Annotated in this window: 9 protein-coding genes and 1 tRNA gene; 6 read left to right on the top strand and 4 right to left on the bottom strand. The window is 32.4% G+C overall.

The features are described 5' to 3' along the window. The first annotated feature begins 43 nt into the window (after positions 1 to 43). The gene (locus EOD40_RS10955; RefSeq protein ID WP_128195461.1) at positions 44 to 376 is read left to right on the top strand and encodes an L-rhamnose mutarotase; all 333 of its coding nucleotides are present in this window, start codon (positions 44 to 46) and stop codon (positions 374 to 376) included. A 60-nt stretch (positions 377 to 436) separates the two neighbouring features. After that, entirely contained in the window at positions 437 to 1,417 is a 981-nt protein-coding gene (locus EOD40_RS10950) for a M20/M25/M40 family metallo-hydrolase (protein ID WP_128195459.1), read from the top strand. A gap of 261 nt (positions 1,418 to 1,678) precedes the next feature. Here the strand turns inward: EOD40_RS10950 and EOD40_RS10945 are convergent, their stop codons facing one another. From EOD40_RS10945 to EOD40_RS10930, 4 genes are all read right to left on the bottom strand, one after another. Next, entirely contained in the window at positions 1,679 to 2,929 is a 1,251-nt protein-coding gene (locus EOD40_RS10945; RefSeq protein WP_128195457.1) for a site-specific integrase, read from the bottom strand. Between the two features lie 263 nt (positions 2,930 to 3,192). Further along, positions 3,193 to 3,277: transfer RNA gene (locus EOD40_RS10940), tRNA-Ser, on the bottom strand. 229 nt (positions 3,278 to 3,506) lie between these two features. After that, positions 3,507 to 3,944 (bottom strand): Hsp20/alpha crystallin family protein, encoded by a 438-nt coding sequence (locus EOD40_RS10935; protein ID WP_128195455.1) that lies wholly within the window; start codon positions 3,942 to 3,944, stop codon positions 3,507 to 3,509. A 286-nt stretch (positions 3,945 to 4,230) separates the two neighbouring features. After that, positions 4,231 to 4,782, bottom strand: coding sequence for a GNAT family N-acetyltransferase (locus EOD40_RS10930; RefSeq protein ID WP_128195453.1), 552 nt, complete (start codon positions 4,780 to 4,782; stop codon positions 4,231 to 4,233). 490 nt (positions 4,783 to 5,272) lie between these two features. Between EOD40_RS10930 and rpsA the strand changes: the two genes are divergently transcribed. From rpsA to EOD40_RS10910, 4 genes are all read left to right on the top strand, one after another. Continuing rightward, a complete protein-coding gene (rpsA, locus tag EOD40_RS10925) occupies positions 5,273 to 7,051 on the top strand; it encodes a 30S ribosomal protein S1 (protein ID WP_128195451.1) in 1,779 nt (592 codons plus the stop codon). A gap of 152 nt (positions 7,052 to 7,203) precedes the next feature. Continuing rightward, positions 7,204 to 9,846, top strand: coding sequence for a gliding motility-associated C-terminal domain-containing protein (locus EOD40_RS10920; protein ID WP_128195449.1), 2,643 nt, complete (start codon positions 7,204 to 7,206; stop codon positions 9,844 to 9,846). A gap of 31 nt (positions 9,847 to 9,877) precedes the next feature. Next, entirely contained in the window at positions 9,878 to 10,813 is a 936-nt protein-coding gene (locus EOD40_RS10915) for a PorP/SprF family type IX secretion system membrane protein (protein WP_128195447.1), read from the top strand. Positions 10,814 to 10,823: 10 nt separating this feature from the next. After that, complete coding sequence (locus EOD40_RS10910; RefSeq protein ID WP_128195445.1) at positions 10,824 to 12,947, top strand: OmpA family protein; 2,124 nt, start codon at positions 10,824 to 10,826, stop codon at positions 12,945 to 12,947. The last annotated feature ends 80 nt before the right edge of the window (positions 12,948 to 13,027 follow it).

Genomic DNA, 13,027 nt, shown 5'->3' with positions numbered 1-13,027 from the left:
AAGCATTTTATAGACTTCTAAATATAGATATTGATAAAGAATTATGAAAAAATATTGCCTTGCTTTAGATTTAAAAAACGATCCAAATTTGATTGAGGAATACAAAAGATTTCACCAGAATGTTTGGCCTGAAATTATTGAAAGCATTAAAAAATCAGGAATTATTAGTCTTGAAATTTACAACATTCAAGATCGTTTGTTGATGATTATTGAAGCCGATTCTAATTTTTCTTTTGAAGAAAAGTCAAAATTAGATGCTACAAATCCAAAAGTTCAAGAATGGGAAACATTAATGTGGAAATTTCAACAAGCACTTCCTGGAGCTAAACCAGGAGAAAAATGGTTATTGATGGATAAAATTTTTGAACTAAAATAGTTGGGTATTGATTTTATAAAAGATTATTATAAAAACGAATCATTCATCTGAAAACAAATTATGTTATTTTTAGAAAAAATAAAATGGAAGCACTTTTTTATCATTGCAGTATTTTTGAGTGCTACTGTTAGTGCTCAAAATAATAGTCTCGCAAAAGCATTTTACAAACATGATAAATACCTGTCTTCTGATAAAATGGAAGGACGATTTCCAGGAACAAAGGGTAATAATGATGCCGCAGCTTATATAAAGAAATATTTTCAGAAATATGGTTTGAAAAAGTTCAATGGGAATTATTATCAGCCTTTTAAGATATTTGTAAAAGAAGGTATTAATAAGATGCAATCAGATAGTGTTGTTGCTCAAAATGTTGTTGGTTATATTGAAGGTTCAGATAGTAATCTAAAAAACGAATATGTAGTAATAGGAGCACATTATGATCATTGGGGATGGGGAGGAAAAAATTCCGGAAGTAAAAAAAAGGATACAATGGCTATTCATAATGGAGCTGATGATAATGCTTCAGGGGTAGCCGCATTACTATGTATATTAAGGAAAGTTACAAAGTCTAAAGTTAAGCCTAAAAGGAGTATTATTTTTGTTTCTTTTAGCGGAGAAGAAGAAGGTTTATTGGGATCCAAATATTTTGTAAATCATTTAGCTGTTCCAAAAAATGGAGTAAAAGTAATGCTGAATATGGATATGGTAGGAAGATTGAATGCTGAAAAACAAATCTATATGGGTGGTGCTGGAACTTTTCCTGACGGGGTTGAATTGATGAAACAACTGGGTGAAAAAAGCGGACTGAATCCTGTCATTCACGCGGGTGAAGTTGGAGGTTCCGATCATGTTTCCTTTTACAAATCTTCTATAGCTGTTATAGGATTTCATACGGGAGGACATCCGCAATACCATACTCCCGAAGATGATATTAATTTAATTAATTTTAAAGGAGGTGCTTTAGTTACTGAATATATTTATGAAGCTCTAATTGCAATTGCAAATTACCAACAATCGTTATATTTTATTAATCAGGATTAGAATTATAAAAGTATCTGTAAAACATCTCGCAGGTTCTCGTCAGCGATGAGTTCTTAATTAAATTTAAAGATAAAACATAGAGTTATAGTATTTTTAGTGAAGGAATTTTTAATTTTTTATTGGTAAGTATTTTACCAATTAGTTTAAAGATGATCTGTTTGTATTTATTTTCAAGCTGTTCAATGAAGCTTATTTTGCACAATGGTGTTTCATCTTCTATGGTACTTTTTTGGGGTTAATTAACATGAAATTTAAATATGGTCAAGGTTTTGTTTTTTTTTCTAAAGGAGGAATTTTTAAAATTGCCAATTTATTTTTTAGGATCTTCATGTCTTCACTCACTTTTCTATCCAAAACTTTTGCATAGTGTTGCGTGGTTCTCAAATTTTTATGACCAAGCATTTTGCTTACACTTTCTATAGGAACGCCATTTGTGAGTGTTACAGTTGTCGCAAAAGTATGCCTAGCAATGTGAAAAGTTAATTCTTTTTCAATTTCACAAACTCCAGCAATTTCTTTTAAATATGCATTCATTTTTTGATTGGATAAGATAGGTAGTAGTCTATCTTCGTTATTACATTGTGGATGATTTTCGTATTTATCTATTATCATTTGAGTAACTGGAAGGATTGGAATTTTGGAAGCACTTTCTGTTTTTTGGCGATGTGTAAAAATCCATTTCTCACCATCTATTCCGAAGCTTATATGAGACTTTGTTAAGTTTTTGACATCTATGTAAGCTAAACCAGTAAAGCAGCTAAAAATGAAGATATCGCGAACTAAAGACAGTCTTTCTGTTTTAAAATCTTTTTCAATAATGGATTGAATTTCACTTTCAGTTAAATAAACTCTTTCCACTTCTTTGACTTTTGATTTATAGTTTACAAATGGGTTTTTATCAAGCCAGTCATTGGCCAAACAAATTTTGATAATCTTATTGAAGTTTTTGATGTACTTTACTGCAGTATTATTGGCACAGTTTCTAACACTTCGTAACCAAAATTCATAATCGGTTATAAAGGCGTGATCAATCTTTGTAATATCGATATCAGAAACGTTGTATTTCCATTGCAAGAATTCAATGGTATGTTTGAGTGAGGTGGTGTAGCGTTCGAATGTTCCTGGAGCGTATTCTTTTCCAATAAGCTCTTTTATTTTATTGTTATGATCTTGGAAGATGGGAACAAGCATGCGCTTGGTTTCAGATAATCCAAATAATTCATTCTTTAGATTTTCAGAATTTAAAGTAATGTCTTTCTTGAAAAGTTTCTTCTCGGCTTCTAAAACTTGGTTTTTTAGATAATCAAGATGGCTATTGATTGTTCTAGCTTCTTCTGTAGTACCTTTAATTTTATTACCTTCTGAGGACCATTTATCAGGATTGATATATTTGTTGGTACTAAACTCAAATCTCTTGGCATTTACTGTAACTCTGGTGTAGATCGGACAAAACCCTAAATTATTGGTTTTTGCTCTCTTGATATAAAAGAGAATTGATACTGATGTGTTCATGGTTGGTGACCTTAAAGTTATTATTAAATTTATTTGATTTAATAACTACACACAAGATGTACATTTTTTGAATATGCTGTTGAACACCCTGTAATAGCGGTGTTTTTCTTTGTTAGGTGTCACTTAAAATTTGATTTTTTAGTGACACCTTGAAAGACACCTAAACTTTGAGATTTAATGAATAATTTGATATATCCTAAAAAGTAAAAACCCACTAAATTGTTGAATTTAGTGGGTTTTAGTACCGTTTGCTTTTCAGCTTGCGGAGAAAGAGGGATTCGAACCCCCGGACCTGTTACAGTCAACAGTTTTCAAGACTGCCGCATTCGACCGCTCTGCCATTTCTCCAGTATGTCGCTATCATTTTGTGATTGCGAGTGCAAATATAGGAGGTTTTTCCAGATAAAAAAATATTTAAGGCTTGTAGAAGCTTTTATTGTCTGAAAAAAATAATGAAACTCTTGAAAGGATTTTTAACTTACTGGAAATTAAATGTAAAATTAGGTTGGAACTTCTTTGGAGTGTCAAAAAAAAAATGAGTTAGTGTTTATCTAACTCATTTTTTTTTGTTAACAGCTTATTTTACGCTGATTAGTTTTGGAGTTTTTGGTTTTGCTTCTTCTTTTTTAGGGATTGTGATAGACAAAATACCATTTTCATATTTGGCTGAAATTTTTTCATCATCCACTAGTTCAGGAAGAGAGAAAGAGCGGCTAAAAGACTGGTAACTGAATTCTTGTTTGGTAATTCTTTCTCCATCTTTGAGTTCATTGTTTAGTTTTTTTTCTGAAGAAATAGTTAATAAATCATTATTCAGTTCAATTTTGAAATCTGATTTTTCAAAGCCCGGAGCAGCCACTTCTACAAAAAAGGAATCTTTATTTTCTTTGATATTCAAAGTAGGTAAAGTAGTGTTGGTCATTGAAAAATTGTCTCTATTCCAACCTTCAAAATCATTATTAAAAAATCTGTCAAATAAACTAGGCAATTGATTTTGATATCTAACAACTGTCATAATAATTAATTTTTTAAGTTAAACATTCTTTATATAATCTACAAAGAAAATACCATTTGTAATAAACTGACAATAAGTTAGTTGTTTCGGTTTTTGAAGTCTTTTTATTTCTGAAAATTTTAATAATTTTTAAGAAAGAAATGTCAATTTTTCAGTTTGTAAATGGTTGAAGTGTTAGGTGTTGCTCACTGTTGCGGGCACGGATTACAAATCCGCGCTATCTGGGAGCAGGTTGAATTTTGTACTTCAGCCCGCCTGACGCAAAACCCTTGTTAGCTATGTTTTTTTATTTTACGTTGATTGTCATTGTTAGATTGTCAAAGTATTTTCCGTCTTGCTTAAAAAAGTTTTTCATTATTCCATTTTCTTCAAATCCTAATTTACGATACAATCTTAATCCTAATTCGTTGTCTGTGTAAACTTGAAGCCAAAGAAGTTCAAGAATTGAATTTTCTTTTGCCCATTCAATTGCCAATTTTAATAATGCTGTTCCAAGACCATAATTTCTCCATTCTTTAAGCATTCCCATTCCAATTACTGCTGTATGTTCCATTATTTTTCTTCGGTTGCCAGTTAAGTCAATATTCCCGATTATTTCATTTTCAAATTCAGCGATTAAAAGCAAAGAATTTTCGTTTGTCAAAAAATAATTAATCCATTCCTTTTCTTGTTCAATTGTCAGTTTAATTTCTTGTTCAAGTTTCGGAATGTAATCACTTTGTGGAACATAAGTTTTTATACAATTGAGCAACTTTTCCGCATCATCAATTTCTGCTTCTCTAATTGTTACAGTTTTTTGATTTTTCAGTGTTAATATTTGTGGTTTGAATTTTTGCATTGTTGTTGGTTAAAATCACAGCTAATTTGCTTATATGTTTGATGAAATCACACAAAGCCACCTGATTTTGGGTAGATATGTATGACAATGATCATGTGTTATTTTTCTTTCAAATATATCAAAATATCTTTACAAAATGTATTCTGAAAACCAAACACCCTAAATAGCCCTGATGGAAGAGACATCCTCTTGTCTCGTCTTTTGGGACGAGACAAGAGATAGAACGGACAGCAGGAGGAAAGTGAGTCTTGGAAACCAAGTCGTTGTGCTCCTAAAAAAAGGAAAAAGCGTATAAATGAGGCTGAGTTTGGGTTTAGTGGTGATTATCAGTGGGATTTGTTTTGTAGTTACATAAAAAAGAATTAATTTTGCAGTCCTTTTGGTGAATAAGAGTTTCCTTTAGGTATCAACTAATTATACAAACAACTTCTGTTGTTTTCTATCACATCAAGAAACTCGAGAGAATGCAGAATACAAATTTTTTATCAGCATGTCTGAACAAATTAAATCACAAGAAGAGTTTTTAGCAAATTTTAACTGGCACAACTTTGAAGAAGGTATTGATGCAGTAGATGAAAAAAACTTATTAGAGTTTGAAGAACTAGTATCTAAAACTTTTATCTCTACTGACCAAGAAGAAGTAGTTGAAGGAGTTGTAGTTAGAATTACTGATAGAGACGTTATCGTTGATATCAATGCTAAATCTGAAGGTGTTATTTCTTTAAATGAATTCCGTTACAATCCAAACTTAAAAGTAGGTGACAAAGTAGAGGTATTAATCGACATCCGTGAGGATAAAACAGGTCAATTAGTATTATCTCACCGTAAAGCACGTACTATTAAATCTTGGGATAGAGTTATTGCTGCTAATGAAACTGGAGAAATCGTTAATGGTTTCGTTAAATGCAGAACTAAAGGTGGTATGATCGTTGACGTTTTCGGAATTGAAGCGTTCTTACCAGGATCTCAAATTGATGTTAAGCCAATTAGAGACTACGATGTTTACGTAAATAAAACTATGGAATTCAAAGTGGTAAAAATTAACCACGAATTCAAAAATGTTGTTGTATCTCACAAAGCTCTTATTGAAGCTGATATTGAAGTACAGAAAAAAGAAATCATCGGTCAATTACAAAAAGGACAAGTATTAGAAGGTGTTGTTAAAAACATTACTTCTTACGGTGTATTTATTGACTTAGGTGGTGTTGATGGATTAATCCACATTACTGACCTTTCTTGGTCAAGAATCAACCACCCATCTGAAGTTCTTGAATTAGACCAAAAATTGAACGTTGTAATCCTTGATTTTGATGATGAGAAAACAAGAATTCAATTAGGATTGAAACAATTAAACGCTCACCCATGGGATGCATTAGATGCTAACTTAACTATTGGTGATAAAGTTTCTGGTAAAGTAGTTGTAATCGCTGATTACGGTGCGTTTATCGAAGTTGCTGAAGGTGTTGAAGGTTTAATCCACGTTTCTGAAATGTCATGGTCTACTCATTTACGTTCTGCTCAGGATTTCGTAAAAGTAGGTGATGTTGTTGAAGCAGTTATCTTAACTTTAGACAGAGATGATCGTAAGATGTCATTAGGTATCAAACAATTGACTCAAGATCCATGGACTGATATTACTTCTAAATACCCTGTAGGTTCTAAACATTCAGGTATCGTTAGAAACTTTACAAACTTTGGTATTTTCGTAGAATTAGAAGAAGGAATTGATGGATTAATCTACATCTCTGACTTATCTTGGACTAAGAAAATCAAACACCCATCTGAATTTGTAAATGTTGGTGAAAAATTAGACGTAGTTGTATTAGAATTAGATGTTGACGGACGTAAATTATCTTTAGGTCACAAACAAACTACTGCTAATCCTTGGGATCAATACGAAGATTCTTTCGCAGTTGGAACTATCCACAACGGAGAGATTTCTGAAATCGTTGACAAAGGAGCTACTGTAGAATTTGGAGATGATATCGTTGCTTTCATTCCTACTCGTCACCTTGAAAAAGAAGACGGAAAGAAATTGAAAAAAGGTGATACAGCTGATTTCAAAGTAATTGAATTCAACAAAGAATTCAAAAGAGTAGTTGCTTCTCATACTGCTATCTTCCGTGAAGAAGAAGAGAAAAACGTGAAAGCTGCAACTGAAAATACTTCATCTGCATCTACTACTAATGCACCAGCTGCAACTTTAGGAGATAACAATGATGTATTAGCTGCATTGAAAGCTAAAATGGAAAAATCAGAGAAAAAATAATTTTCTGATTCTTTAAATAGGAAGCCTCACAGAAATGTGAGGCTTTTTTTGCTATTATTCGAAAACACTGTCGACTTTTTTTGATTTTATTACTACTTTATTTCTTACATTAGCATTGTGTTACCCCTGAAATCTAACCTAAAAACTACGGTATGATGATAAAATTACTTTGTTTTATAAAAAATAACTTTATAAAGTTCTCTATTCTTTTTCTATTCCTTTTATCTTCAAATAGTTATTCGCAATGTGCCGGTAGTGGTAATACAATAACAATTTGTGATATTCAAAATCCAGTTAATAGTAATATCAATCTTTTTAGCCTTTTGGGAGGAAGTCCAACAGCAGGAGGAGTCTGGATTGATAATTCAAAACCATTAGAAGAAAGTATTTTTAATGGAATATTAGATGTTCAAAAGATAAAAAACAGTGGCGTTTATACCTATACTTATGTTCAAGACCCTTCAGTGTGTACCAATAATACGGCAACGATAACAGTTAATATTGGTCCTTACTCAGGAGTACCAAGTCCTAATGTTTCTACTTGCGATGATGTAGAATCTTTTAATTTGTTTTCAGCGTTTGATGGAACTAAGATAGCTCCCCAACAAAATGGAACATGGAAAGATAGTAATGGAGTTGTTTTACTGGGTAATACAATTAATCCAAAGACATTAGGAGAAGGAAACTATTCATATACTTATACCGTCCCAGCTTTAGCTACTTGTCCGGCACAATCAGCTACAGTTTTTATAACTGTTTTTAGAAAACCGGTATCGGGTGTTGCTTCTAATCTTATCCTTTGTAGTACAGATAATTTAGCTTTATACAAAAATCTTAATTTGCATGACCGATTGTCAAATGAAGACGCAGGGGGAAGATGGGCTGATGTATCTGGTACTAATCAAATAACGAGTACTAATGATAACAAAATTGACGTAGAAAATATCTACAATACGCGTGGAGCAGGAATCTATAGTTTTGTGTACACTGTTTTATCTTCTAATCCTATTTGTAACAATACTCAATCTACAGTTCTGATTGTTATTGAAGAACCATTAAATTTTACCGGAAGTACTTTAGTCGTGAATTCAGATATTTGTGAAAATGAAATAGCTACAGCAACTTATACAGCAACCTTAAGAAAAGGACCACAAGCGATTCCTGATGGGAATTATGATGTTAGTTACAGAATTTCTAATGGAACTACTACAAATAATATAACCGTTAACGGTAATTTTGTAAATGGTACTTTTACTTTTAATGTTAATTCTATTTATTTACAGGCTGTAGGAAACTATACTTTTACAATTACAAATATTATCAATAAAGCCAGTCGTGGAGCTTGCTCTAATATTTTAGGTACAATTTCAGATGTTTTGACTATTTCTCCTTTGCCAAAAATTAATACGGCTACTATAAAAATAGATCCAATATGTAAAGGATTGGCTGCTCAAGTGGAAATTTCTGGAAACACGAATTTAAGTAACGGAACTTATAGAATAAACTATAATTTATCAGGAGATAATACGGCTACAAACCAACAGCTGGATATTACGGTTACTAATGGAGTGGCACTATTTTCAATACCGGCTAATTTAATTCCGAATGTTGGAACAAATACAACTTTCAGTATTACTAATATCACCAATTTAACGACTGGCTGTACAAACACTTCTACTCTGTCAAAAGTATTTACTGTAAAAGCATTGCCTAATGTTGCTGCTGTTACGGTAAATGCTAATAATATATGTCTTGCTCAAACTGCAACAGTTCAGTTATCCGGTTTAGGAAGTTTGACCAACATTACTGTGGATTATTCGTTAACGGGTACCAATACGCTTTCAAATCAAACTGTTACTTTAACGGTCAATGCTGGGAATGCCAGTTTTACGATTCCTGCTTCAGCTCTTGTAAACGCAGGAAATACAACTGTTATATTAAATTCTATTTTGGATAATTCCAATGGTTGTAGTGCAGTAGCTTTGAATAAAACAAAATCATTCTTGGTGAACAGTATTCCAACTAATCCTGCAACTAATAGTTTTAGTTTTTGTAAAAATGATTTGAAAACAATAGCTAACTTAACACCTAGTGGTTCTCAATACCAATGGTTTGATTCGGTTTCAAGTACTACCGCTTTAAGTGCTTCAACAATTTTAGTTACTGGAAATTATTATGTTAAAGAAGTAAATTCGACTACGGGATGCGAATCGGGAAGAACAGTTATTGCGGTAACAATTAACGAATCAGACGCACCAATATTGGCTACTGATGGTCAAAACTTTTGCGGATTAGACCAACCTAAAGTTCAAGATTTAAGTAATAGAACAACTGTGGATGATGCCTTAGTTTGGTTTGATGCTCTTCAAAATGGCAATCAATTGGCTGCCAATGTACTCTTGAAAGACGGAATGACTTATTATGGGTATAATTTTACAAGTTCAACAAATTGTTATTCGAACGCTTTAGAAGTTACAATTTCTCTTTCTAATTGTGATGTTACTCCTGACTTTTTTACTCCAGACGGATTTTCTCCAAACGGAGACATGGTGAATGATACGTTTAGAATTCCAAAAATTGAATTTATCTATCCTGATTTTGCTTTAGAAATTTTTGATCGCTATGGGAATGTACTTTTTAAAGGAAATAAAAATAAACTAGAATGGGATGGTAAAAATTCGGATTATAAAATTGGAATTGATGGGATAGCGCCAAACGGAGTTTACTTTTATGTTCTTCATTTAAATAAAGGCAATAAAAAACCAGTTCAAGGAAAATTATACCTAAACCGATAGTAGATTTTCATTATACTAAACTAAATTTCGAATGAAAAAAATAATATTAAGTATCAGTTTTTTATTATTGATAATAAAAGTCTCTGCGCAACAAGATCCTGAATATACACATTACATGTACAATATGAATGTTGTCAATCCGGCTTATGCAACGGGAACTCAGGCAATGTTAGATCTGGGTGTTTTATACCGTTCTCAGTGGGCTGGTTTAGAAGGAGCACCTAAAACATTTAACTTTTTCGGACACATTCCTTTGACTAAAAAAGTAGAAATGGGGCTTTCGATGATTTCAGATGATATAGGTGCTGGGGCTAAAAAAGAAGATAATTTCTATGCTGATTTTGCTTATGTCTTAAACATGAGCAGTAGTGCAAAATTATCATTGGGATTGAAAGCAGGATTTACTTCGTTTAAGACGAATTTCAATGGCTTTAAATTTGAAAGTGGCGATTCGTCTACTGATATGGCTTTTTCTGAAAATGTAAATAATATTTTTCCAAACATTGGAGTAGGAGCCTATTATTTTACCGATAATTATTATCTGGGATTGTCAGCTCCTAATTTATTTTCGTCCAAACATATCGAAGAACGTTCTGGAATTAATGCTTTTGGTTCCGAGGAAATCCATGTGTTTTTTACAGGAGGTTATGTCTTTAACTTGTCGGATTCCTTTAAGTTAAAGCCTGCTTTTATGACTAAAGTTGTCAAAGGTTCGGCTGTTTCATTAGACCTTTCGGCAAATGTCCTCTTTAATGAAAAATTCGAGTTGGGTGCTTCCTACCGTTTTGATGATGCAGTAAGTGCTTTAATGAGTGTTAAAGTTTCGCCTAGTATTCGCGTGGGTTACGCTTACGATTATACGACTTCTAATTTAGGACAGTTCAACTCAGGAACACATGAAGTTTTTATGTTGTTTAATTTAGATTTACTGGGCAAAGGATATGATAAATCACCAAGATTCTTTTAATATGATAGCAATGAAAAGAATATACCTTATTTTAATTGTACTCACCATACAATTTACACAAGCGCAAACACAAGATTTACAAAGGGCAAAACGCTTGTTTGAAAGAACTTATTACAGCGAAGCGATTCCTCTATACGAAAAGATTTTAAACGGAAATCGTTCTTTTGAAGTGGTGAAAAACCTGGCTGATTCTTATTATTATACCAATGATTATGCGAATGCGCAAAGACACTATCGTTTCTTGATTTCGAGATTTCCCGAAGCAGCAACTGCCGAGTATTATTTCAGGTATTCGCAAACCTTAAAAGCTTCAGGAAATTATGAGGAGTCCAATAAAGTAATGCGTGATTATTTTTTGAGTACCAATAATCAAAAAGCCATAGAAAAGCTTGAAAAAGAGAATCTCGTTTTAGAAAATATTTCGGCTTTAGGGAATCGATTCGAAATTAAAAATATGGTAATCAATACCCCTAATTCTGAATTTGGAGCCACGCAGTATACTGATAAATTGGTTTTTTCAGCGGTTCTTATAAAGCCTTATTTTTTGGATAAGGTTTATAAATGGAACAACGAAAGCTATCTGGATTTAATGTCGGTTCCACTTAAAAGTGCCAGAGTCGATTCGATTAAGAAATTCTCTATCGAATTGAATACTCCATTGCATGAGTCTAATGCTGTTTTTACTAAAAATGGAAAGACGGCGTATTTTACACGCAACAATTCTATAGATGGTATAAGAGCTAAAAATAAAGAAAAAGTGTCCGTTCTTAAGATTTTTAAAGCAGAATTAATTGATGGGAAATGGCGAAATGTAACCGCTTTACCATTTAATAGCGATGACTATTCGGTAGAACATCCCGCTTTGAGTAATGATGAGAAAACCTTGTATTTTGCTTCGGATATGCCTGGTTCTTTAGGTTCATTTGATATTTATAGTGTGGCTATTTTAGGTTCCGATTATGGTACGCCAAAGAATCTTGGACCAACAATTAACACAGATAAGAAAGAGCAATTTCCTTTTGTTTCCAAAGACAACAAATTGTATTTTTCTTCTAATGGTCATGCAGGTTATGGCTTTTTGGATGTTTTTGTTTCTGAAATTAAGAACAATGAATTTACGACTCCTTTAAACGTTGGTTTACCTGTCAATTCAGGATATGACGATTTTTCATTTGTAATAGATTCAGACAAGCAACACGGTTATTTTGCATCGAATAGAAAAGGAGGAAAAGGAAGAGATGATATTTATGAAATAGGCGAAATTCAGCCTTTGGTGGTTGAAAATTGTATGCAATATATTGCAGGTGTAATTACTGATGTGGATTCTAAACTACCTTTAGCTCAAGCTAAAGTAATTTTGCAAGATGCCAATAAAAAAGAAATACAAAAAGTTATTACTTCAGCCGATGGACGTTTTTCTTTTTCAGTTGATTGCGAAAAAAGTTATACTGTTAATGCTTCGAAAGAAGAGTATACCAAGGCTTCAAAGTTCTTGAAATTGTATAAAGACAGAAAGAAAACTAATGATGCTTCAATGGCTTTAAAATCGATGCAAGTCATTAAAAAAGAAGAATTAGCTGTTGAACAACAAAAGAAAAAAGAGGCACAACTCTTAGTTGAAAAGCAGAAAAAAGAAGCTGCACTTATTGCTGAAAAAGCGAAAGTTGAAAAAGAAACGGCAGCTAAAAAAGCTATCATGGAGGCAGAGATCAAGAAAAAAGAAAAGATTGCGGCAATTGTTACAACCGAAAAAGATATTGTAAAAGACAAAGAAAGATTACTGATTAAAACCGATCCTATCTACTTCGATTATGATTTATGGTACATTCGAAAAGAATCAAAACCGATATTAAATAGAGTAATTGAGTTGATGAAAAAATACCCGGATATGGTAGTCGAAATAGGTTCGCATACGGATAATCGTGGAAATGCTAAATACAATTTAGACCTTTCTTCTAAAAGAGCTACTTCTACAAGAGAGTATTTTATTAGCCAGGGAATTCCGGAAAAAAGAATTTTTGCCAAAGGTTATGGTGAAACGGTTCAAATTATAAAATGTGAACCAAGTGAATCTTGTACCGAGGAACAACACGAATTGAATAGAAGAAGTGAATTTGTAATTAAGAATTTGTAATAATAAAAAAACCGTTGATATTAAAGTGAGGTTCTGAGAATCTCACTTTTTTATTTAGGTAATGTGGTCAAAAATAGTTG

This window comes from Flavobacterium sufflavum, from assembly GCF_004016525.1.
GTDB classification, from domain to species: Bacteria; Bacteroidota; Bacteroidia; order Flavobacteriales; family Flavobacteriaceae; genus Flavobacterium; species Flavobacterium sufflavum.
Note: the sequence above shows the minus strand (reverse complement) of the source record. Positions and strands in the feature narration are given on the sequence as shown.